At 40.5% G+C, this 25,682-nt stretch carries 14 protein-coding genes; 4 read left to right on the forward strand and 10 right to left on the reverse strand.

The features are described from left to right. Positions 1-802 precede the first annotated feature (802 nt). Genes cobA through AAC852_RS07085 form a run of 3 tightly spaced genes read left to right on the forward strand, consistent with a single transcriptional unit; the run spans position 803 to position 3,529 of the window. On the forward strand, positions 803-1,606 hold the full coding sequence (cobA, locus tag AAC852_RS07075; RefSeq protein WP_340620425.1) for a uroporphyrinogen-III C-methyltransferase: 804 nt from the start codon (positions 803-805) through the stop codon (positions 1,604-1,606). After that, positions 1,603-2,676 carry a threonine-phosphate decarboxylase CobD gene (gene cobD, locus AAC852_RS07080; RefSeq protein WP_340620426.1) on the forward strand — a complete coding sequence of 358 codons (1,074 nt, stop codon included), beginning with the start codon at positions 1,603-1,605 and terminating at the stop codon, positions 2,674-2,676. The genes cobA and cobD overlap by 4 nt, the downstream gene beginning before the upstream one ends. Continuing rightward, positions 2,669-3,529 carry a GHMP family kinase ATP-binding protein gene (locus AAC852_RS07085; protein WP_340620427.1) on the forward strand — a complete coding sequence of 287 codons (861 nt, stop codon included), beginning with the start codon at positions 2,669-2,671 and terminating at the stop codon, positions 3,527-3,529. Before cobD ends, AAC852_RS07085 begins: the two co-directional genes overlap by 8 nt. A gap of 91 nt (positions 3,530-3,620) precedes the next feature. Here AAC852_RS07085 and AAC852_RS07090 read toward each other — a convergent pair whose 3' ends face one another. Both AAC852_RS07090 and AAC852_RS07095 read right to left on the reverse strand, forming a co-directional pair. Continuing rightward, on the reverse strand, positions 3,621-4,433 hold the full coding sequence (locus AAC852_RS07090; RefSeq protein ID WP_340620428.1) for a YadA-like family protein: 813 nt from the start codon (positions 4,431-4,433) through the stop codon (positions 3,621-3,623). Positions 4,434-4,674: 241 nt separating this feature from the next. Then, complete coding sequence (locus tag AAC852_RS07095) at positions 4,675-5,622, reverse strand: LysR family transcriptional regulator (RefSeq protein ID WP_340620619.1); 948 nt, start codon at positions 5,620-5,622, stop codon at positions 4,675-4,677. Positions 5,623-6,239: 617 nt separating this feature from the next. Between AAC852_RS07095 and AAC852_RS07100 the strand changes: the two genes are divergently transcribed. Further along, a complete protein-coding gene (locus AAC852_RS07100; RefSeq protein ID WP_340620429.1) occupies positions 6,240-7,061 on the forward strand; it encodes an intradiol ring-cleavage dioxygenase in 822 nt (273 codons plus the stop codon). A gap of 215 nt (positions 7,062-7,276) precedes the next feature. Here the strand turns inward: AAC852_RS07100 and AAC852_RS07105 are convergent, their stop codons facing one another. From AAC852_RS07105 to pntB, 8 genes are all read right to left on the reverse strand, one after another. Next, on the reverse strand, positions 7,277-8,218 hold the full coding sequence (locus AAC852_RS07105; RefSeq protein WP_340620430.1) for a fimbrial protein: 942 nt from the start codon (positions 8,216-8,218) through the stop codon (positions 7,277-7,279). A 12-nt stretch (positions 8,219-8,230) separates the two neighbouring features. Continuing rightward, positions 8,231-10,714 carry a fimbria/pilus outer membrane usher protein gene (locus tag AAC852_RS07110; protein WP_340620431.1) on the reverse strand — a complete coding sequence of 828 codons (2,484 nt, stop codon included), beginning with the start codon at positions 10,712-10,714 and terminating at the stop codon, positions 8,231-8,233. A 79-nt stretch (positions 10,715-10,793) separates the two neighbouring features. Then, positions 10,794-11,396 carry a fimbrial biogenesis chaperone gene (locus AAC852_RS07115; protein WP_340620432.1) on the reverse strand — a complete coding sequence of 201 codons (603 nt, stop codon included), beginning with the start codon at positions 11,394-11,396 and terminating at the stop codon, positions 10,794-10,796. Between the two features lie 195 nt (positions 11,397-11,591). Continuing rightward, positions 11,592-12,110: a fimbrial protein gene (locus AAC852_RS07120; protein WP_340620433.1), complete on the reverse strand. Its 519-nt coding sequence runs from the start codon at positions 12,108-12,110 to the stop codon at positions 11,592-11,594. 382 nt (positions 12,111-12,492) lie between these two features. Further along, entirely contained in the window at positions 12,493-18,498 is a 6,006-nt protein-coding gene (locus AAC852_RS07125) for a non-ribosomal peptide synthetase (protein ID WP_340620434.1), read from the reverse strand. Beyond that, complete coding sequence (locus AAC852_RS07130; RefSeq protein ID WP_340620435.1) at positions 18,495-23,201, reverse strand: amino acid adenylation domain-containing protein; 4,707 nt, start codon at positions 23,199-23,201, stop codon at positions 18,495-18,497. Before AAC852_RS07130 ends, AAC852_RS07125 begins: the two co-directional genes overlap by 4 nt. Positions 23,202-23,513: 312 nt before the next feature. Continuing rightward, positions 23,514-23,723, reverse strand: a complete 210-nt coding sequence (locus AAC852_RS07135; RefSeq protein WP_340620436.1) for a TubC N-terminal docking domain-related protein — start codon at positions 23,721-23,723, stop codon at positions 23,514-23,516. Between the two features lie 564 nt (positions 23,724-24,287). Then, the gene (gene pntB, locus AAC852_RS07140) at positions 24,288-25,676 is read right to left on the reverse strand and encodes a Re/Si-specific NAD(P)(+) transhydrogenase subunit beta (protein WP_340620437.1); all 1,389 of its coding nucleotides are present in this window, start codon (positions 25,674-25,676) and stop codon (positions 24,288-24,290) included. Between the last annotated feature and the right edge of the window lie 6 nt (positions 25,677-25,682).

The following is a 25,682-nucleotide window of genomic DNA, read 5'->3' on the forward strand; positions in this document are numbered from 1 at the left end:
TATTTTAAAGTCGGCATCGTTTTTAAGACGGTATAGCTTTTAAGATGGTATTGGTTTCAAAATCGCATGAGTATTAGGATCCTCAATTAATATTCTCAATCATTGATATGTATCAAACAAAAGGGTTTTAATTCACTTTTGACAGAACAATTAATATTCCATGAATAGTCTGAAAATCAATCATTCATTCCCACCTGAACAAATAAGCCATGCAATAAGGCCATAATTAAAAAACAAGTTTCATGCAAGAATACAACAGGAAAATAAATTTATTTTCAAAATACACATTTTTTATCTTTATAAAAACACCCTTTATTACTTTTGTGATCTTGTTCATGATTACTGGTTTTTAAAAACTATTTTTAGTTCAGATAAAATAAAAAATAATATAATTCAATAAATAAAAAGACAAATAAAAACACATAATACATTGAATTTAATCATATTTATTTTAATGGTCAAAAATGCCATTCATTAATATGATAAAATTATTTTTATATGGGTAAATATTTTCAATAGATAACAAATTTCGACTTGAAAATTATTCATGCTTAAGAATAAGAATATTGATATAAATCAAATTTACCTATCTCCTATTGAGATAATAATGATAAAAAAATGAAAAAAGACATAACAAGCTTTTTAAGAACAAGAAAATACCATTAATAAAATAATGAATAAAAAACATAGACCAGAGTAAAGTAATCTTTTTGAAAATATAAAGAGCGACCTCACTACTTTGATAAGAAATATATTTTTGTTTCTTTGATTATTTAGATTTTAAATTCATAGAGGTAATCCAATGAATAAAGGTTATGTGTGGTTAGTGGGTGCAGGCCCAGGTGATGCAGGTTTAATCACGGTCAAAGGATTACACTGTATTCAATCTGCGGATGTCATTGTTTATGACCGTCTCGTCAATCCTGAACTTATTGCCCTGAGATCAGATCACTGTGAAATTATCAATGTTGGAAAAGAACATGATTACCACCCCATCCCACAGGAAGAGATTAATCAAATTCTGGTGAGATATGCACAGGCAGGAAAACAAGTTGTCCGTCTGAAAGGTGGCGACCCTTATGTCTTCGGCCGCGGAGGAGAAGAAGCGGAAGTGTTGGCACAACAGGGTATTAAATTTGAAATTGTGCCAGGGATCAGTTCTTCAATTGGTGGATTAGCCTACGCTGGCATCCCTGTGACCCACCGCAATTACGCATCAAGTTTCCATGTTGTAACAGGTCATACCTCTCAAGGCAATGAACAGCAGAACTGGGAGATACTTGCTCAATTGGAAGGAACATTGATTATTTTAATGGGGATGACCCGCTTGATGGAGATCTGCCAGCAATTAATACTCTATGGCAGATCCCCTGCAACCCCTGCGGCAGTGATCATGTACGCCAGCCATCCCAAACAAAAGCGTGTGACAGGCACACTGGAAACGTTGGTGGCAAAAGTGGAAGAAAAAGGGCTACATGCCCCTGCCCTGATTGTGGTTGGTGATGTCGTCAATTTAGCGGAAACACTTTCCTTCTCACCGACTTATCTGACACTCGGTGAGCTATTCCTTACATTGGAGAATCGCGCTGAGGAAGCAATATCATGAATGAACATGGCGGCAATATCATTGGCATTGCCCAACAATATGGCCTGCCAGCCGATGACCTGATTGATTTCAGTGCTAATATCAATCCGTTAGGCGCACCTGAACGGGTTAAGGCATTGATCAAAAATAGTCTTGCCGATATCGAGAAGTACCCGGATGTGGAATATCGCCATTTGCATCAGGCAATTGCAAGGGCTCATCAATGTGATTGCACAAAGGTAATAGCCGGTAATGGCGCAACAGAACTGATCTATGCTGTCGTCCGTTATCTCAATCCTAAACGAGCTTTGCTGCTTATTCCGGGATTTGCCGAATACCGACGAGCCTTGCAGCAAATTGGAACAGAAATTATTGACTATCCGTTAACAGAAGAAGCCGGATTTCAACCTGACTTACGCCTGTTTGATACGCTTGCGACAACGAAGCCCGATTGTGTTTTTATCGCCACGCCCAATAATCCCACCGGATTAATGCCGGATAACCCGTTTATACAAGCGCTGGTGGAATATTGCGAGTGTCAGGGGATCTCACTGATTGTCGATGAATCTTTTATCGATTTTTTGCCTGATAACCGAGGATTGATACCTCAATGTGCAGTCACTCAACATCTTTATGTATTGCGTTCAATGACAAAATTTTTTGCCATCCCAGGTTTACGTTTAGGCTATTTAGTCAGCGGAAATACAGCGGGGATTGCAGAGATGAAAAACCGACGTGAACCGTGGTCAATTAATGCCTTTGCTGCGCGGGTTGGTGAGATTTTGTTTGATGAGCATGATTATATTTCTGCAACACATCAATGGCTGAAACCCCAGCAGCATTATTTATGCAGTCAACTTTCAATCTTCCCTGAACTGACGGTCTGGCCGCCATCAGCTAATTTTTTATTCTTCCGCTGTGATCAACCTAAGGTTGATTTATGGCATACCTTGCTGAAATGCCGGTTGTTAATTCGTCATTGTAAAAATTATGCCGGATTAGATGAACGTTACTATCGCATAGCCGTGCGCAGTGAGGGAGAAAATCAGTGTCTGATTGCAGCCATGCAGCAGGTTTTTACCTATGGCTGAAGCCGCTTGCCCCGCTTCCTGTGGAGAACTTATACAAGGGTGGCTGTTTGGTGGAGAAAAATTAATCTCTTGCCCAATCAATTGGTTCAGTTATGTTTCTGTCAGTGAAGGGAGCCCGATCCCACACGAACGGCCACGTATGCGGCAGATGGTAAATTTATTGCTGGATTACTGGCAGGAACCACCTGAATTGACTGCTGGCTTGCGTATTGAACATCAATCAACGATTCCGATCGCCAAAGGCATGGCCAGCAGCACAGCAGATATTGCGGCGACCGCCCAGGCCACCGCCAGATTATTGGGCAAGTCACTGACCAGTACAGAGTTAGCGCAGCTTTGTGTCAAACTGGAACCCACTGACAGTACCATATTCGAACAATTGACGTTGTTTGATCATCTCACTGGCCGGACTCAGATTCCCTTCGATTGGCAACCGGATATTGATATTTTGCTATTGGAAAGTCCACAAACGATTTCGACAGCAGCATACCATCAACAGGATCATGACGCACAATTACGGGATAACGCCCCGCTATTCCGCCAGGCATGGTTACAATTTCGTACAGCGAACCAACGGCATGACAATAACCGTCTTGGGGAGGCTTGCACATTAAGTGCCATCGCCAGCCAATCAATACTGGCGAAACCTTGTTTTGATCAACTGCGGGATTTGGTTGAGCAAACGGGCATCTATGGCCTGAACGTTGCTCATAGCGGCAGTGTTGTTGGCCTGTTATTCAATTCACATCACCATGATGCAAATTATCTGCACTGGTGGCTGCACCAAAAGAAGATCGCTGGATATTATCCGAAAATTCATCAAGTCAAACTGATTGCGGGGGGTGTCCGTTAAAAAGCAGGAGAGGCATTTAGCCTCTCCTGCTATTTTGCGTAATTACTTCATGTTTTACTGACTCTAGATTAGAGCAAACAGAAGAGGAAACTTACCAGCTTATACCAACACCAGCGCCAAATACTGGACTACCTGAATTATTCCAGCTGGTTGACAATCTGAGGCTGACATTTTCATTTAATTTATCCTGGATACCTAAAGCTACAGCGCTGCCATTTCTATATTGGCCTAAACCTAAACCAAGACTAAATCCGGTATTATTGCTATAAGGAATATTGCTCATTGCCGCTACGCTGGCAACACCCGCATTAGCGCGTTTTTCAATGCGGTCAATTTTATTATCGAGATAATTAACTTTTTGGTCTGTATATGATTGTAGTGTATCGAAACGTTGATCAGTATATCCCTTCGCTTTGTTAAATGTTTCTACATCTCCTAACTCACGTTGCTTAGTTTCATCACTAAGCGCCTTGTTCAGTGTTACCTGCGACTCAAGTACTTTAGTTTTCACCACATCATCTACTTTAGCTTTCACCACCTCATTTTTCACCACATCATCTACTCTACTATCCAGCTCAGTGCCCAGCTCAGCTTTATCTACTTTAGTTTTCAGCGCAGTTTCCAGCTCAGTTTTATCTGCTTTCAGGTCCAGCGCAGTTTTATCTGCTTTCAGGTCCAGTGCAGTCTTATCTGCTTTCAGGTCCAGCGCAGTTTTATCTGCTTTACCACTTAGCAGGGTATCTGATTCTGTCTTATCATATATCTCTATGTCGCTCACGGACGAACCTTTAGAATCTTTTCCGCTTACTTTAATTACATCTGCACTTGCTCCTGCTGAGAATACGGAAGAGATCAAAACAGACAAAATTGCTAATTTACGTGGTGTAGTTTTCATATTAAACATATTAAAATTTTCCCATTATTAATGAGTGATGAGTGTGTGGAACTACTAACAAAATGTATTGGCTTACATTTTGTTAATTCTTAAATTATCTTCTTTAATAAACTTAATCTTTCTTAAATAAATCATTAGGTTTTTTTTAATTACAAATTCTTCCTTCTCTTGTTAATAAATACCAAATAGATTTTAGATTAATATCCGTGCATTTATGATCTTGGACAAATAAGTGGCTTTATAATAAAAACTATGTTCCTATTCCTTGATATTCCAGACAGTTTTTTTGCAAGCCGTTTTTACTTTGGCCTTTATAACGAAATGCCTCAATTAATTTTACAAAAGCCGATGTATGTTGTTTTCGGCTTGGATAATAAAGAAAATATCCTGGGAAAGGTTCACACCAATCCTCTAAAACTTTAATTAACTTCCCTTCAGCAACTTGTTTTTCTACCGCGTCTTCAGGAACAATAGATAATCCTAGTCCCAAAGTAGCCGCTTCTATACGGAGATCCAGATTATTAAACGTCAACTGACCTTTTACCCGTACCCGCGTTCGCTGCCCGCCCTTAGAAAATTCCCAGGCATATAAACCACCTAAGGTAGGCCGCCGAACATTGATACAGTTATGATTCTGCAAATCGAGCGGCGTTTCCGGTTTACCGTGAGCCGCAAAATATTCCGGCGCTCCCACGACACATACTCTCCAGTCCGGGCCAATACGTACAGCCACCATATCTTTAGCTACCAGCGTCCCCAGACGTACTCCCGCATCAAAACGACCGCTGATAATATCGGTCATACTGTTGTCCATAAACAGCTCTACATGAATATCGGGATATTCACGCACAAAAGGCTGCAATAATGGCCACACTGTAGACTGAAGCGCATGTTCTCCCAGAGTGATGCGGATATTACCTGCAATCCGGTCCCGCATATCCGTCAGTGTGATGAGATCATTTTCAATTTCATTCAAATGTGGGCTGATATTGTTAATCAGCATTTCTCCCGCTTCCGTGGGCACCACGCTGCGGGTTGTTCTGGCTAGTAGTCGAATATCCAGTCGTTCTTCCAGGCTCCTTATGGCATGGCTTAATGCAGATTGCGAGAGTCCAAGTTTTGCAGCAGCACGAGTGAAACTTCTCTCATGCGCAACGACAATTAGATAAAAAATAGCCGTAAAGTTATCCTTCAGCATCTTACTCATACCCCTCTTTTCCATCAGTGTGATCTGGTTGTAACGTGATCATTTTGATATATATTAAGTTCAGCAATGGGTACGAAGAGATGCTAATCAATATAATTTCCATTAACTCTAATAATATGACTGCTATTAACTCTAATGAAAAAAGACAGTCGTCATGTTGTAGCTAAAGATTAACACCCTAATAAATTTTGATTAATACCGGAAAAATGATAGTAGTTATGAATTTTATTCATTAAACGGGAATAATTAACCTTATATCCTACAGATTGATTGCTCTTTGGCTGAATGTACAGCGGCCCCGGACATCAAAAACGCCCAATGGGATTGTGATGAGGGAGTTGTTTATTGTTCTGCCGATAAACTGGCTGGAGGTATTGGCATGGACCGGAAAAATGCATGATAGAGTCACAGGAACTTTCATTGAGCGTGAAAACTATAAATTATATTTAATATATGTATCTAATTATTTAATACATGAGCAACTTGCGCTTGATAGGCTTTTTCAGTTTAATACCCACTCAGCGCCTGCATTGACCTCGTACCTGGCTTTGAATGAAATCATATTATTAAATAATTTATAAGGGAAATAACATATAAGGAATCACTTTATGAAAAATGAAAGAAGAATTTTTCTGAAACAGGCGAGTATTACTGGTGCAATATTTTCATTATTACCTCTGATTCCAGCGGGCGCTCTCGCTTCTTCAAATAGCCAATCAAAGAGAGAAGATGATATTAATATAGGCGTTTGCGAAATGACCCCAGAGGAAATGTCAGGCCCCTATTTTATAAATAACAAACTATTGAGAAGGAATATAACAGAGGATGAACCAGGAATACCTCTTTTATTGACAATGAAAATAATTGATTCTGTCACCTGCAAACCTTTAGATGATATCTTTATTGATATATGGCATTGTAACGCAATGGGGAAATATTCAGGTTGGAAATATATAAACCCAGATCTCAAGGCTCCATCTGGCGGTATAGGGACGATTTCAAGAACGGATGAAAGCACATTCCTTCGTGGGGCGCAACGGACTGATAAAGAAGGCATTGTCAGATTCACCACCATTTTCCCCGGATTTTATGCGGGAAGAGCTCTGCATATCCATTTATCAGCAAGGAATGCGAATGTACAAAAAAGACAGGAAGATAAATTCTATTTTGTAGGCCAACTATATTTCCCTGAGGATATATCTGAAGAAGTCATGATGAATGATATGTATTCTCCAAGGGATGTTAATAGACTTAAAAATGAAGATGATTCCATCTTTTCTGGCGTCAAAAATAGAGCTGCAATTTTAACAGTAAAAAAGATAGGGGATAATCTATTAGATGGATTACATGGAAAGATAATCTTATCGATTAATAAAGACAATGTGTCCAAGAAAATAACCCCTAAAGACTTGGCTAAACACACTGTATAAGTATGCTTACCGAGTACAGCGAACTATGAGATCACATCTAGCCTAATCCAATGCAGGAGAGGCATTTAACCCCTCCTGTTATTTCCTACTTATTTTATGCTTGTATTCTATGTTTGTTCTCCCCCTATAATAGAAATGGAACCAGAAAACAAAAATGGTTATTCAACATATGCCCCAGAAGAGTTTGATTTCGCTGATGAATGGCTATCTCTCGATTACTTATAATTGATAGTGAAAGTGGCCGTGGCATTAACGCTACCGGCAGAAACACGATCACAGGTTTGATAATACTTCGCCATATATGGCAATGTTTTCGAAGAATTTATCGTGCCAAGATCCTGCGGTTGATTAAATTTCACAGGTTTGCTTCCGCTATCTAAAATCTGAATACCGATCCCTGTTGCTGATGAGGTTGAATCAGCATTTATCACTCCATTTGTATCAGTTTTTCCCGGCTCCCAGGTAATATTCGCGTTCGGGGATCCCTTGCATTGCACGTTAATATCGAAAGAACGTCCACCAACAGTATTACCTTTGTTTTTAAATTGACTAACTAATACAGTTCCCATCGGAACATTAACAACTGGCGTGATTATTTCACAAGTTCTTGCCGTGACGTTAAAAGCAGGGATTTTATATGTGAAAACCGTATTCCCATTTTTATCATCAGCCATCGTTATTATTATCTCCTTTACCGTTCCAGATTGAACTTTATCATCGATATGTATATGAAATTTACTGCTCAATGATCTGTTTCCGGTGCCGATCCCTCTTGAACTGTTCACATTCATAAACTGACTCACCACTTTATTAGGTTTGAGTTCCCATTTAAATCTGACACCAGGAAGACTGGTTTCATAAAAATGATTTTTTAGGGAACCTACATTTACTCCAGTAATGGATTTTACGTATATATGCTGACCGGATATTGTGCAACGGACTTTCATATTATTATTGGAGACTAATTCTGTTTTTGGTAAATTTTTATAGTCAACAGAAATATCACCAAATGTGATTATCTGGGTCTCATTATTAGCCGTACATACTTTTGCTATAACCCGCGTTGAATAACTCCCCGCGAAAATGATAATTAATAATGCCAATAAAAAGTTATTAGCTTTAATCTGAAAGCGATTATTACGTTCAAAATTAAACATGATAAATTCCTTTTAACTGTGACAATCGGCGGTCAAGCGTAATACGCCTGATTTTTCGGGCAGCACTGATAAATCTGTTTTTGCATGACATTGTTGATCTTCATTTTTTCCCCATTGTACTTTTATTTCTGCCTGCTCTGGGACGGCATTCAAATACAGCTCACCGTCATCACCAACAATCCCGCTACTGTCACTGTTTATTAACGCTGCGCTGGCACCAAAAGGTACGGGTTTGCCGTTGTGGTGTAATGTTACCAATATGCGGTGCCCCTGACGGACGCGAAAATCGGCAGCAATCACGGCACCGCGAGTCGGTACAATGTGTTGCACAGAGTTGTCAAGATCAATACCATCAGCCAACATTTCAGTATCCAGGGCAACCCGGTTGTAGGCATAAGGTTCGACCGACGGGATTACGGCATAACCTCGTTTATCCGTTTTAATTCCACTGTGATTTAAAATCTTTGTTTCTGCTGCACCAGCCGCTTTAACCAGTGCTACGGTCTCACCCAATGATTGAGAAAACGTAATGCCGTCTTGATGGGCGACGAGACCACCAGACAGCCCGTAGTTAAGCGACTGGCTATTATTACTGTAGCTGTAACCCAGATTCACACGGCCAAAAGAATGGCTATATCCCAACGAAGCACCGCCACTTGCCCCTTCCATATTATGACTGTGCTCCCCGTGGATACTATAGGACAAGGCATGATCGTCCAATGCACTGCCACTTATCGCCAGTTGTTGACTTCCCTGACTGCGGCCGTTTCTGCTGATGCTGTAAGTTGCCCATCCATTAGGTAGCCACTTATCCAATGGAATAGAGACGTTAAACGATGCCTGTATATCCTTACTCTTAATGGATTCATGATTGGCATTGTAGGAAAGGTTCAATCCATAACTGATCCCGGCAAGGTTAATGTTATAACCCGCAGATAATGATCGGTTGGTGCCTTGTTTTCCCCAGTAATCTTGCTGATAGGCAGATACATAAAGATTGCCAAAATCCCCCATCCCCTGGTTTAGGGTTAGCTCCAATTGGCTTCGCTTATTTTGTGCACGGCTGGCGTCTTTTCTGACTGAGTATTCATTTGCCTCTGCAAATGAATAGTATTCTGGTGTGGAATAACGATAACCGGAGAAAGTCAGGGATGTCCCCGTCGCCTCAATACTTTTCGTATATCGAATTCGATACGATTGCCCTCGTTTATGTTCATTCTCCGGCAATCTGGCGTCTGCCAGTGTCATATCCAGAGAAATTGCGCCAAAATTACCTAGTCCAATCCCCAGACCCGCGTTAAACGCCCGATAGTTTTCTGCTACCTGCATACCAGATAGCAAACTTAACCGATTGGAGAACCCATAAATAAATGCTGCTTCGCTAAAATAAGGTTTATAAGTGTTGGCATTGGAATAACGGTAGCGCCCCAGGGTAACCTGATATTTTAACTGCCCTTCTCGCTGCATCATTGGCACTGATGAAAATGGTTGCACAAATTTACGTTGCCGCCCGTCCTTTTCGGTGATCGTGACATCCAAATCACCGGAGCCGGAGGTTGAATAAAGATCCGTAATAACAAAAGGCCCCGGCGGAACATAGCTTTCGTAGATGACGTAATTATTTTGGCGAATCGTTACGCGCGCGTTGGTTTGGGCAATACCACGAATAATTGGCGCAAAGCCACGTTGGCTGCCGGGCAACATTAAGCTATCGGATGTCATAGAAGCACCGATGAACGGCACGTTTTCAAATATATCTCCGTCAGTAAAGGTTTCGCCAAGAATGAGTTGGCTTTTTAGTCCATGAATGTCCCGTTGGATGTAACTGTTAATGGATGAAAAACGACTCTTACCTTTACTTGTTCCAGGATCATGATCATAAACGGATTGATTCCTTACCCGCCACGGTCCGATATTTATCCCGCTTTGTAAATTTAAAAAATAACTCTGGTTTTTTGTGTTTTTGTTATAATTTTCTGACCCACTAAAATTATAACTCATTAAAAATGCTGACTCTCCTTGTTGCCATAAATGTGATGCCACCGTATCTCTGGCTTGATTATCCAATGCGGCTTGTGGAATACTGATATCCAGACGTTGCTCATAGAAATCAAATGAAGTTGATGACTGTGGAATATATTCGCTAATATCATCAATAACTTGTTCAGGCGAGAGTTTCATCAGCGCAGGAAAAGCCGAGATTCTCACGCCAAGCTGTCTTAAATTATCGACCGTTAGCTGTGGCGACAGTTTGCCGTTTTCCAGTTTAATAAAATTAACTTGTTTTGTTTCTTTCTCTTTGCCGTTAAGAAATATATTCACCTGATATTGACCCGGTAATTGGCTGCCGGGGGATGAAAATGTGCTTAAATCAATTACCGATTGAGTATCATTTAATTCCAATGCTGATAATCGAAAATAATCCTTTGCCATGACGGGTAATGATAACAACACAGAAAAACATAGAATAAAGACCGAAAGCAAACATGTTGGCATGACTGTGCTGCTACTTGTTTTATATTTAATAAATATGATTTTTTGTCCCCAATATTCTTTGTTATCTTTCATCTTCTTTTTAAGGCAAGTTCTTAATGATCTCTTTGCTGACACCACCATAACTGTTAATACTATTCCAGCTAACTAAGCCGGGTGATTCAGATGGCAGAACGAAATGTGCAACACCCTGTGGCGCGATCATGTCAGTCCCTGTCAGGGGTTTTCCAGCCACTTTGATCTGCCCGATGGTTACGTAATAATTACTGGGGTTTTTGACCTCAAGTTGATGACCCATGCGACGAAATGTCAGCGTCTTATAAGCTTCTTCAGCATCACCTTTAATTCCTTCAGGCCGATAAAATAATTTGATTCGGGTTTTCACCGTAATCAATAAAGAATTTTGTTCATTCTCTTGCATAGACGGAATAGATTTTACATTCAGATAAAAAATCGATTCTCTATCCTCAGGTAAATGACCGCCGGTACGGACAATACGAAGAATACTTTCCTTGCCCGCATCCAAACGGAATAGCGGCGGTGTCACAATGAACGGCGCTTTTTCTCCCTTTGAGTCAGTACTGATAAAAGACTGAATTAAATAAGGCCGGTTTTCGTCAAAATTTTTCACTGAAATTGAAGTTTCTTTTTTATTGCCTTTATAAATAACGCGGGTTCCACCCACGGTTACACCTGCCCAGGATGGCAATACAAAAAACAATGAGCATATAAGTGTTATTTTTTTCGTTAGCATATACGATGTAAATATTCTTTTTATTTTATCTTTCATTATTACATAACTATTTATGATGTTAATAGGTCAAGGCCGCAGCCATAAAAATGCCTCTGCGGCCAGGAAATAAATATTTATAAATAATTTTTATTTGTAATTTATTTCGAAATTAAGTGTGGCATTGGCCGTTCCGGCTTTAGCGGTTTCACCATTAGATACATAAGCCACTTCTAAAGGTATTTCCATACTAGCCTTATCGATATCAATATCATCTAATTTGTGAGGACCAGAAGTAAAATCTATCTTTGTACCTTTTGAATAAACCCCAATGCCAATCCCGGCTGCTGTATCCGGAGTTGAAGGTGAGTCTAATGATAATAGATCTTGCTTAGTGGTATCCCTTGTCCCAGATAATGTGATCCCCATTTTTGAAACAGGTGTAGTAACAGGGCACCCAATTAATTTGATTGTAAAATTCTTTCTGCTCCCCGTAACTTCACTTCCTAAAATGGAAGGAATATCGCTTTTGAGATATATCCCCATGTTCACAATCTTGTCAGAACCACTACCAACAGAGCAGGTTGATTCTACAATGTTCCCCTGGAATTTTACTGTCCCTGTTGTTGCCGGAAGGGCCGCATAAGAAATACTGCTTACTGAAACCAATATTGCGGCAATAAAAGATGAAACAAAAGTCTTTTTTATTTACATATCCATAATCATCATAATATACAACTACTTATTATGCATAACACAAAACAATAAAGCGTTATAACCAAAAATTTCGGACACAATTTTCTGTGCGCAGAAGAAAAATTTACCTTAAGAATTAAAAAAGATCAATAATTTGATCGGTATTGACGATCAATTATCAATATATTGATAGGATTTATCAATCAAGAGAAAGTAAAGTAACCGAGGGAAACGTTTTTTACATATGCGTCATAATTGCATAGAGTAACGTTAACAATTGACTGAGGCAACTTTGGCCGCCGAACTTGATATTGGCCTCATCCATGAGGCTAATTTGTTAATTTTTCATAAAAATTTAGTCACAAAATTGACTGATGCTCTCTTTTTCTTGACCGGATACGATGACATTCAGTAGTCGTTCATAATATTCAGCCAGATTATCAATAACTTCCTCTGTATACAGTTCTGGATTGTAATTAAGTGTACACTCGATCTTTTGTGGCATGTATATGAAATTCATCCCAAGTGATTCAAAAGGAACCACCTGGGCATCTATCAATTCCACATCAAGCTTTGGCAGTGATAATTTTCCATTCTTAGATATATCAATAAAATCATAGAGATTTTGCGCATCCAAATAGTTAAACAAAACATTAAATATATTATCTATCGCCTTTTCTCCCACCGCTTCAATCACAACAGACATGTGGATATTTGAATTTTCTATGGTGCGATGAATAGACTGACTAACCTGCTTAATGATTTCTTGCAGGCTCATCTCCTTACTAATGGTCGATTTTACTATTAAGTCACTTAAGAATAACCCGACTGTTTGATGGCTTTCCAGGCGAGTACGATCAGCTTTTGGTGAGGTAACAATATGTTGTGACTCACCGGAGTACATAAAAAGACAAGTGTGGAATAAAGCCATAAATAACATATAAGGCGTGATCTTATGAGTTTCACAATATTGCGAAACGACATTATCGAGTGAATCAGGTATCTTGATATGACGGGCATGAGACCGATATTTTGATGCTAGATGATTTCTAAAAGAAACTGGGAAATTACGTTCTGTACTAACATCGGAAAATTGTTGTTGCCAAAATTTAATCTGTTTTTTAACTGCCTCAGTTGTATGAGTTTCTTGCAAGTCATAAACATAATCAGAATATTGCATGGCAACTGGTGGTAACGGATTTTCTTGCCCCTGAGAATAAGCCGTATATAACTGTTTAAATTCATTCATTATGACATTGATAGACCATCCATCAGAAATAATGTGGTGCATATCAATAAATAATACCGTCATTTTTTCCGAAACAGGAAAGAAGAATGTTCTGATTAATGGGCCATTGTAAACATCAAAAGGTGTTCTTAATTTTTCTTCCCAGAGTTTGTTAATTTCAATAATAATGTGTTCTTTCTCTATTTCTTTTGGTAACGTTTCGATAACTTGCAGGTTGATTTTCATACTGTTATCAGGCTGCATAAAAATCTGTTCATTCTCTTCATAAAACTTAAAACGTAAACTTTCATGCCGCTCTAAGATGGTATTTAAACTTTTTTCCAACGCACTATGATTCAGTTCTCCCTCCATCAGCAAAGCAACTGGTACGTGGAAACTGTCCTCCAATAACTTTTCTCGAATAAAATACCAAAATATTTTCTGACTATAAGAAATAGGTATTTTTCCATCAGATATATTGTGTGTTGTCTTCGGTGTAGATATTTCGTGCTTATGACTGTTACGAATCACTCTTGCAATTTGTGCAATGGTTGGATTTGCAAATAGCTGCTGCATACTAAAATTATTGTTTAAAGTATTTCTTATGGAAGCAGTTATTTTAACGGCCAGGAGTGAATGCCCACCGAGCGAGAAGAAATGATCATAAATACCAATTTGATTGATTTTTAGATGCTCTTGCCATAACTGACAGAGTTTTTCCTCAATTTCATCTCTCGGTGCGATATAAGTCTGACGAAGTAAGTCACTCTCATCTGGAATAGGTAGCGCTTTTTTATCCACTTTGTTGTTTAATGTGAGTGGCATACGCTCCAGCGGAATATAGAGATTGGGCACCATATATTCTGGCAGTTGTTTTTTCAAAGCGGATTCGAGCAGTTCTGAAAGTTCACTCCTCATCGCGGAGATCTGCGGATAGTTCGCCAAATGGGTCTGACTATAATGAGTTCGAGCCTGAACAGGTGGCAATTCACCCCGGCTGAAAATAACATCCAACAAGTCAGATCGTTGTTGTGACCATGTCACGCCACACTGATAACCACACTGTTCGGCATAATGAAGCAAAGACTCCAATGCCTGAACTTGCTCTGTTGCTTGCGGAGAAAAACCGCCTGCATATTCTGACGGCGATATCATCTGATTGGCTGGCCAATGGCGTAGCCCTTCCGCTAAGTCAAAATCATCTTTGATGCGGGCATTAGGTATTCCTGAAATACCGAATGTTTGGTCTATCCCTGCCTGTAAGAAATCACGCAGATTTTCCAGAGTGGAGAAATTGTACCAATTGCAAGATAAATCATCACAAGATGTTATCTGTTCGTTTCTCTTATGCAGAATGACATCATACCGATAGCGCAGTATTTCATTGTCACCGATGCCACGTTTAACCAGAATGTCAACCCGGCTAATTTCAGGATAACGTGTTGGTAACTGGGTAAAATAGGTTGGGCTAAGCAGCAATTCGGATTCTTGTTGTAATCGCCGCTGAATACGATTTGCCAATGTACTGACTTCAATGCGTTGCCCGTTCAGATGGCCTTGCTCAATGGCCGTTACATGCGCAGTTAACAGATCTAAGTTACGAATATCGCCCAACAGGACTTTTCCGCCTGCTTCAATGAGTGACAGTAACTGAGCAAGCACTTTTTCCAGATATTGAACATTGGGGAAGGATTGTACAACGGAGTTAATCACAACGGTATCGAACTGGTCAGGCGCGATTGTGCCCAAATGCAGTGCGTCCCCCCTTTTCAGTTCTACGTGCGACCAGCCACGCTGTTGCAAAATCCTCTGGTGACGAGCCAATACTTCCGCTGAAATATCAGTGGCCAATACCGATTCACACTGAGCCGCATAATGGTACAACAAATCACCTGTCCCACAGCCGATTTCCAGTAATCGACGGGGACGCAAAGATTCAATTCGCTGTATAGTGCCAGCCCACCTCTCTTCTATTTGGTCCAGCGTAATAGGCTGACCAGTATAACTGTTCATCCAGCCACTGAAATCACTGTCTGAATCGACTATTCCGTTATTGTCATGATTGGTATTTTCCGATGTATATTGTCCATCAAAGACATTTTTCCAGTTTTCAATATAGCTCTCATTAAATGCAGTCATTTTTTCGTCTAACCACGCCGTTGTGGGACTGATATAAGCAATGAGTTTTTGATTTTCGCTATCTTGACTATACATGCTTACCACCGCATGACTCACAATATCATTTGCTGCTAAAACAGCCTCAATTTCTCCCAACTCTATCCTGTAACCTCTGATTTTGACCTGCGAATCCAGCCGACCAATAAATTCCAGTTCACCTTCCGGCGTCCAGCGCACTAAATCCCCCGTACGGTAAAGTCGGTCTGCCGGATTGGTGCTGAAAGGATCACGAATAAACTGTTTTTCCGTGATGTCCGGTGCATTACGGTAACCCCGTGCCAGTTGAATGCCACCGATATGCAGTTCCCCGATAGCGCCAAAAGGCACCAGATTACCGTCAGAATTCAGGATACGCATCACGGTATTTGGCAATGGTTTCCCAATCGTCACTCGCTTATCGGCTGTTAATAAGGTGGTAGTCACAATCGACGTACACTCTGTCGGGCCATAAACGTTAAACAGCTTTCTGCCCTGTGACCACTGTGCAGCGATGTGCGGCGCCACCGTTTCCCCTGCTAACAACAAGGTTGAAACGGTGTGCCATTTGTTGAAATCCAGATGAGGCAACAGCGCCGGCGGGAGTACGGCATGGGTTATATGGTGTTTTTCAACCATCTTGTCCAGCCATTCAGGCGAACGGCGGTGTGTTTCTGAAATCAAATACAGCGTGGCACCATAAGCCAGAGTCATTGCCATTTCCAACACAGCGGCGTCGAAGCTCCAGGAAGCAAATTGCAACCCGCGAATATCAGCCTTCGCACCAAATAACCCGGCTTGCGCCTGTGCCAGGTTCACCCAACCCTTATGCTCCAGCATTGCGCCTTTTGGCCGGCCGGTAGAACCCGAAGTATAAATGACATAGGCCAGATGATTTTCTGTCAGAGGCACCGGACGATGAACAATATTACCGGTGGGCTGGTTTTGCATATGCGATTGTACCGTGTCGGTATCCAGACAGATAACGCGTTGCTGGCTGATGGGCAATTTATCAACCAGCGCTGTTTCGGTCAGGATAAACTCCGCCCCACTGTGCTCCAGCATATATTGCAGGCGAGCTTGCGGGTAACTGGCATCTAACGGCACATAAGCTCCGCCGGCTTTGAGAATACCCAGCAGTGCGATCACCGTTTGTAATGAGCGGGGCAGGCAAATAGCAACCAGAATATCTGGCTGGATACCTTGTTCAATCAGGTAATGTGCCAACTGATTGGCCTGAGCATTAACGGCCTGATAACTTAATGCCTCCTCACCAAAAACCAGTGCGGTTTTTTCAGGATTCAGTACTACCTGTTCTTCAAACAGTTCATGGAAGCAACGCCCTGGCGGGTAATGGGTCTGTGGCCCATGTAATTCATGCAATAAAGTCTGTTTTTCAGCTTCTGCCAATAATGGGAGTTCATGGACAGAGGGTTCTTTATTGACTGAATCATCTGTCATCACCTCAACAATGCCAGAAAGCAAGGTTTCGTAATTGGCGATGAATCTCTCAACGGTGCTATTGTTGAGCAGACTCGCGTTGGAGATCCATACTATAAATAATTCGCTTGTCTGTTCTTCTTCATAAACATGGACTTCTAAATCAAATCGAGTCGTTTTAAGTACATTATCGCCAAAATCAGTTATATTATCCTGTTTCAGCGTTGTATCCTGTTGGTTGTTCTGTACTGCAAACATGATCTGAAATATCGGATTATAATTTACGTTGCGTTCTGGATTGAGCGTTTCTACCACCAGTTCAAATGGCAGATCTTGATGCTCATAGGCATCCAGAATGGTTCGACTGTTTTGTTTTAATAATTCACTGAATGTCGGCTGACCAGATAAATCTGTTCGGATAACCAGTGAATTGACGAAAAAACCGATCAACGGTTCAATATCATGGTGTCTTCTCCCTGCCAACCCCGTTCCAATCACGATATCTTTTTCATTACTATAACGGCTAAGTAATACGGCAAAAGCCGTTTCCAAGAACATGAATAAAGTGACATTATGCTTAGCACATAGTCCTCTGATTGCTTGAGTCAGACGCGAGGAAATGCGTTGTGTATGAAAACATCCCTCGATATTTTGTTTCTCCGGACGTGGATTATCCAGTGGCACACGATGGACGGGTGAAATACCCGCTAACTGATTCTGCCAGTATGTCAGTTGCTTTTTCAGCACATCACCTTGTAACCAGCTCTGTTGCCATTGGGCATAATCGGCATACTGAATTTTCAGCGGCGGTAACGGATTTTCCTTACCCAGACAATAAGCTTTATATAGTGTGAAAAATTCACGGAGAAATATTGTGACCGACCAGCCATCACAGGCGATATGATGAAACGTATAAATAATGAGATAATCAGTTTCTGCCAATTTTATTAACCGCATACGCAGCATCAGATCTGTGCGAAGGTTAAAAATCAAACTCTCTTCTTCTTTACCCAGTTGTTTTACTTGATTATTTTTTTCGGTTTCAGACAACGCAGATAAGTCATGGTGTGTAATCGGTAAATCGTAATCAGTGGCAATAAATTGCCGCGGTTCGTTATTGATGATTTGAAAATGGGTACGCAACACTTCATGGCGTTCAAGTAATGTCTTAACGGCTGCCTCAAACGCCTGTATGTTAATGGATTCCCACAACCTGAAGTTTCCCATACAGTTATACTGAGGGCTGCCTCCATCCAGTTGATCAATAAACCATAAACGTTGTTGAGCAAATGAAAGCGGATAATGTTCCGCGTTACCATCACGCGGAATATCTTGCAAAAAGTGATGCGTTTGAGTTTGCTCTTCTGAATCGAGCTGGTTCAGAAAATCAATTAGCGCCTGTTTATGTTGTTTCCATTCACTGAGCAACTCTGGTGGAATACTGTCGCTGCTGGTTTTATATTTCAATTTGTTATCAATAACAAACAGGGTAATTCCCTGATCTAAAGCCTCATTGACAATTCGCACTGCATTTTTCATATATCACCTTTCAATAGTTCTTGTGCTGTTTCTTGCTCAGCCTGGAAATGTTTTCTTTTTTCTTTGATAAGATGAATAGTGACAATTTGCGATAACTGCTCAAGTGTCGGATGTTCAAAAACACTTCTCAACGGTACTTCTACTTTTAAGTCATTGCGTATTGAACTAATAAGGCGGGTTGCCTGAAGTGAGTGACCACCCAGTGTAAAGAAATTGTCATGGATACCGACTTGACTAACATTCAATAATCGCTTCCATAACTGACTGATCTTAATTTCTATTTCATTTCTTGGTGCTACATAGTTTTGTCGGCGTAGATCGTCTTCATTTGGGATCGGTAGCGCTTTTTTATCTACCTTATTATTTAAAGTGAGTGGCATACGTTCCAGAGGAATATAAAGGCCAGGAACCATATATTCTGGTAGTTGCTGTTTCAGTGCAGATTCAAGTAATTCTGAAAGCTCTCCGCTAATGGCGGAAATTTGCGGATAGTTCGCCAAATGGGTTTGATTGTAGCCAGTACGTGCCTGTACTGGTGGCAAGGCTCCGCGGCTGAAAATGACATCCAGTAAATCAGGTTGCTGTTGTGACCACGTAACACCGCATTGATAACCACATTGTTCAGCATATTGCAGTAAGGATTCAAATTCCTGAACCTGTTTTAATACCTGTGGGGAGAAACTGCCGGCATTTTCTGGTGGTGTTATCATCTGATTGGCTGACCAGTGACGTAACCTTTCTGCTAAAGTAAGATCATCTTTAACTTTGGCATTGGAAATGCCTGAAACACCAAATGTATCTTCTGTGCCTTTTTGTAATAAATGACGCAGACTTTCAAAAGAGTCAAAATTGTGCCAAGTTAGCGGTATTTCATGACAAAACTCGGTGTTTTCATCTCTTTTATGTAATATGACATCATAACGATAACGCAGCATTTCATTATCACCGATGCCACGTTTAACCAGAATGTCAACCCGGCTAATTTCAGGGTAACGTGCCGGTAATTGGGCAAAATAAGTTGGGCTGAGTAAAAATTCAGGTTCTTTTTGTAAACGCCGCTGAATACGGTTCGCCAGTACTCCTACCTGAATACGCTGCCCGTTAAGATGACTTTGCTCTATTGCTGTAGCATGGGCGATTAATAGATCTAAGTTGCGAATATCTCCCAACAGAATTTTTCCGCCTGCGGTCACAGCCGGCATTAGCTGTTCAAGCACTTTCTCCAGATATTGAACATTGGGGAAATATTGAACAACGGAGTTAATCACGACAGTATCAAATTCGCCAGCATGTAATGTGCCTAAGTTGAGCGCATCTCCTCTTCTTAGTTGTACATGTGACCAGCCACGTTGTTGCAGAATATGTTGGTGTCGGTTCAGAACCTCAGCCGAAATATCAGTCGCCACCACTGATTCACACTGTTCAGCATAGCGATACAACAATAATCCGCTACCACAACCAATTTCCAGTAAACGGTGAGGATGCAGGGCGTTAATCCGCTGCATGATTCCTGCTAACCACTCTTCCATTTGATCAAGAGCAATCGGCTGTTTAGTGTAACTGTTCATCCAGCCACTGAAGTCACTGGTTGATTCGACTGAATCACTGATATTTTCTTGCAGAGTATTATCCGTTATGGGTTGACGGTACTGCTCATCAAAAATTTCTGTCCAGTTCTCAAGGCTACCCGCGTTAAATTCAGTCGCTTTTTCACCTAACCATTCCGTACTTGGGCAGACATACGCAATGAGCTTTTTATCTTCATCTTGACCATAAGCGATAACAACTGCACTACTTAAAGCATCGTGGCCGGACAAAACTGTTTCGATTTCACCCAACTCTATGCGATGACTACGGATCTTAACCTGAGAGTCAACACGGCCGACAAATTCCAACTGACCATCAGGTGTCCAGCGCACTAAATCGCCAGTTCGATAAAGCCTGTTTTCCCGGCCATCCGTTGAGTGTGGACTGAATGGATCACGAATAAATTGCTTTGCCGTGATTTCCGGCGAATTTCGGTAACCACGTGCTAACTGAACACCACCGATATACAGTTCCCCGATAACACCTATCGGAGCCAAGTTACCTTCCGGATCAAGAATACGCATCACAACGTTAGGCAAAGGTTTTCCAATTGTGATCTTCTCATCGGTTAATAAGGCTGTGGTAACAATGGCTGTACATTCTGTCGGGCCATATACGTTAAACAGTTTTCTATTCTGTGACCAATGAACAGCTACCTGTGGTGGTACGGCTTCACCCGCTGAAAGCAACGTTGAGACAGAACGCCATTTGTTAAAATTCAGATGAGGAAGCAGTGCTGGGGGTAGTACAGCATGGGTTATCTGATGTTTTTCAACGACTTCATCCAACAATTCAGGGGAACGCCGCTGAGTTTCTGAGATCAAATACAGTGTTGCACCATAAGCTAATGTCATGGACATCTCTAAGGTCATGGCATCAAAACTCCAGGAGGCAAACTGTAATCCCCGGCAATGTGAGTCAACCCCAAATAACTCTGCCTGTGAGAATGCCAGATTGACCCATCCCTTATGTTCCACCATCACCCCTTTCGGTTTGCCGGTAGAGCCAGAAGTATAGATCACATAAGCCAGATGATTTTCCGTGAGTGGGAATGGACGTTCGGTAATATTATCCACTGGCATGTGTTGCAGATGTGACTGTATTGCCTCGGTATCCAAACAGATGACTTTTTGCTGGCTGATTGGGAGTTTTTCCATCAGGTGAGTTTCAGTCAGGATAAACTCTACTTCGCTATGTTCCAGCATGTATTGGAGGCGGGCCTGCGGATAATTGGGGTCTAATGGTACATAAGCCCCGCCTGCTTTAAGAATACCCAACAGCGCCACAACCGCTTGCAATGAACGTGGCATACAAAGTGCAACCAACGTATCCGGTTTGATGCCCTGCTCAAGCAGATAGTGCGCTAATTGGTTAGCTTGTTCATTTAATGATTGATAGCTTAGGGCGTTATTATTAAAGATAAGTGCATTTTTTTCAGGATATTGTAATACCTGATCTTCGAAGAGTTCATGGAAACATTTCCCGGTCTGGTAAGAAACTTGTGGCCCACTCCATTCATGCAGTAAGGTATTTCGTTCGGGATCTGCTAATAATGGAATATCATGGACAGATGGCTCGTTGATGCCAGCATGATGCTTCATCACATTAACAATGTTAGTCAGCAGGGTTTCGTAATTGGCCAGTAGTCTGTCAATGGTAGCAATATTGAATAGGCTTGTATCAGCAATCCACTGAATGAATAGTTCACCTTCATATTTTTCTTCATATATATGGACTTCCAAATCAAATCGGGTCGTCAGCAGTGAATGTTTTTCAGTTTCAATGATATTATCCTGTTCCAGCAATGTGTTTCGTTGGTTATTCTGGACTGCAAACATGATCTGGAAGATAGGATTATAGTTTACTTGTCTTTCTGGGCTGAGTTTTTCTACCAACATCTCAAAGGGCAGATCCTGATGTGCATAAGCATCCAGAATGGTACGACTGTTTTGTTTCAATAGTTCACTGAATGTGAGCTGCCCGGATAAATCGGTTCTGATAACCATAGAGTTAACAAAAAAACCAATCAGAGACTCAATATCACGGTGTCTTCTTCCTGCAACCGGCATCCCGACCAGAATATCCTTTTCATTACTGTAACGGCTTATCAGCACAGCAAAAGCTGTTTCCAGAAACATAAATAATGTCACTTTATTCTTGGCACATAATGCTCTTATTTCTTGTGTCAGAGTCTTTGAAATACGTTGAGGATGTAAAAAGCCTTCAAAATTCTGTTGTTTTGGACGCGGTTTATCCAGTGGTAAATGGTGAATTGGAGAAGCACCTGCTAGCTGATTTTGCCAGTAATCTAACTGTTTCTCCAGAATATCGCCCTGCAACCACTCCCGTTGCCACTGGGCATAATCAGTATATTGGACTTTTAATGGTGGCAGAGGATTACTTTCTCCCCGGTAATAAGCCCGGTATAATGTAAGAAATTCACTGAAAAATATCGCCATTGACCAGCCATCACAGGCGATATGATGAATCGTATAGAAAATGAGATAGTCATCTTCTGCTAGTTTCAGCAATTGAATACGTAGCATTAAGTCAGTACTGAGATTAACAACTTGTTTCCACTCTTTTTCGCTAAATTGTTTAATCTGACGTTCTTTCTCTGATTCTGAAAGTGCAGATAAATCATGGTACTTAACAGGTAAGTCATAAGAGGTAGCAATAATCTGTCGGGGTTCATTATCAATAATCTTGAAATAGGTGCGTAACGACTCATGACGTTCAAGCAATGCTCCTACAGCAGCTTCAAACACTTTAAGGTTAACCGGCTCACGTAATCTAAAGTCACCTGAACAGTTATACTGAGGGCTGCCTTCGGTCAGTTGATCAATCAGCCATAAACGCTGTTGGGCAAATGACAGTGGATAATGATCTGCACGTTTATAACGTGGAATATCCTGTAGCCGATGTGTATTCACTTCTTCTTCTGATTCAAGATGTATCAGAAAATCAATTAATTCTTGTTTATGTTGTTTCCATTCATTAAATAGTTCCGGTGGAATACTGTCGCGGCTAGTTTCATATTTCAGCTTGTTATCACTAACAAACAAAGTAATCCCTTGATTTAATGCTTCATTAATAATCTGTGCTGCATTTTTCATATATGACCTTCCGATAGTTTTTGCGTTGTTTCTTATTCAGTTTGGAACTGTTTGAGTTAATAAGGCGGGTTACACCTTGTACAAAAAAGATGTCATGAATACCGACCTGACTGACGTCTAGCATTTCTTGCCGTAATTGACCGATTTTTTTCTCCATTTCATTTTTTGGCGCGACATAATCTGTTGACGGAAATTATTTTCATTCGGAATAGGTAATTTTTTTGTCCATTTTGTTATTTAATGTGCGTGGCATTCAGTCCAGTGGAATATAAAGTCTTGTAACTATGTATTCTGGAAAATATATATTGGGGACTACGTTCGGTCAGTTGGTCGATAAACCACAAATGTTGCTGAGCTCTGGCTCAGAAAGTTGATCAACTCTTGTTTATGTTGTTTCCATTTACTGAGCAATGCGGCTGGAATAGTATCGAGGCTAGTTTCGTATTGTAAACGGTTATCAGCAAAAAATAGAATAACCCCCTGGTTTAAAGCCTCATTCACAATTTTCACTGCATTTTTCATATATAATACCTTTTACATAAAAATAATTTTCAGGCACGTTTTAGTCATCTTTCTAAAAAAGATCTATTAATAATTTTCTTCATCATTTTTTGAAATGGGTAAGATATATTTTTATATAGTTAAAATTTGATGTTTTAACATATATCGTGCAATAGATATTTTTTGAAATATTGAGTCAGACAGGTAAGAAGGGAATTTAATTTTAACATTATTCAAATAATTCTTCATGATGTTTAAAATGGTAAAATGAAAAAATTAATATCCATGCTAGCATATAATTATCGAAAATCCTTAACGACATTGTTTGATTTAGTTATCAAAACAATGAAAAAACATAAAGATTTTTTAATGGTTGCATAATATAAAACTCACATCAAAACTAATAATATTCAGAGGTAAACATCTGTAAATCTCAGTAACAACCGGGTTTTAATTGTGATATCTATTTAATCTACATAAATTTGAATTTAATTAAACAATCAGATGTAAAACTGATATTTTCAAAAAAAAGAGCTTCGATTTTTATACGAAGCTCTCAAATTTAACTCGATTAAATATATTCAATCATAGTGTACGTAAAATTGCCTCAACACTTGCTTTGGCATCACCAAATAGCATTTGTGTATTCTCTTTAAAGAATAATGGGTTTTGCACGCCTGCATAGCCGGTATTCATAGATCGTTTAAAAACAATCACATTTTGCGCTTTCCAAACTTCCAATACAGGCATTCCAGCAATCGGGCTGTTTGGATCTTCCTGTGCCGCAGGGTTTACTGTGTCATTGGCACCAATAACCAAAACTGTATCTGTTTCAGAAAAGTCATCATTAATTTCTTCCATTTCTAAGACAATATCGTAAGGTACTTTAGCCTCAGCCAGTAATACATTCATATGACCAGGCAAGCGCCCTGCCACTGGATGGATACCAAAACGTACGTTGATTCCTCTTTCTCGCAATTTTGCTGTAATATCATGTACCGGATATTGTGCCTGAGCAACAGCCATTCCATAACCCGGAGTAATAATAACTGAAGTAGAATTCTTCAATAGTTCAGCAACATCTTCTGCGGTTGCTTCACGATATTCTCCCATTTCCTGATCATCATCCGCTGAGACACCGTCACTACCGAAACCACCGGCAATAACACTAATAAAGGAACGGTTCATCGCCTTGCACATAATATAAGAGAGGATCGCACCAGAAGACCCCACTAAAGCACCCGTTACAATCAGTAAGTCATTACTCAGCATGAAACCTGCCGCAGCGGCCGCCCAGCCTGAATATGAGTTCAACATGGAAATAACAACCGGCATGTCTGCCCCACCGATGGATGCCACCAAATGCCAACCAAAAGCTAATGCGATTACCGTCATGATGAGCATGGTGAAAACCTGGAAACCGACGCTTTCTGTTTTGATAAAGCTAATCATCAACACAAAAGAGACAACCAAAGCAGCCAGATTAAGTTTATGGCGATGTGGTAACATTAATGGCTTAGATGAAATTTTTCCGCGTAATTTACCAAATGCCACAACCGAACCTGTGAAGGTCACAGCCCCAATGAAGATCCCAAGGAAAACTTCTGTCAGATGAATATGTTCCATAATGGCATCAGAAAAAATATCGTGAGCCATAAAGCTATTAAACCCAACCAGAACAGCAGCCAAACCAACAAAACTATGCAAAATGGCGACTAATTCCGGCATTTCAGTCATCTCTACTTTTTTAGCAAGACGAGTTCCAATGACTGCCCCAATAATCATTGCCAGAATAATCCAGCCAACGTTACCTGTATCCGGCCCTAAGATGGTCGCAATCAGAGCAATTGCCATCCCGGTTATGCCAAAGAGATTACCTCGCTTGGAACTTTCATGGCGAGAAAGCCCTGCAAGACTGAAAATGAATAAGATAGCGGCAACAATGTATGCCGCAGTGACTACTCCATTCGACATAAGTTA

The organism is Xenorhabdus siamensis, assembly GCF_037996745.1.
GTDB classification, from domain to species: domain Bacteria; phylum Pseudomonadota; class Gammaproteobacteria; order Enterobacterales; family Enterobacteriaceae; genus Xenorhabdus; species Xenorhabdus indica.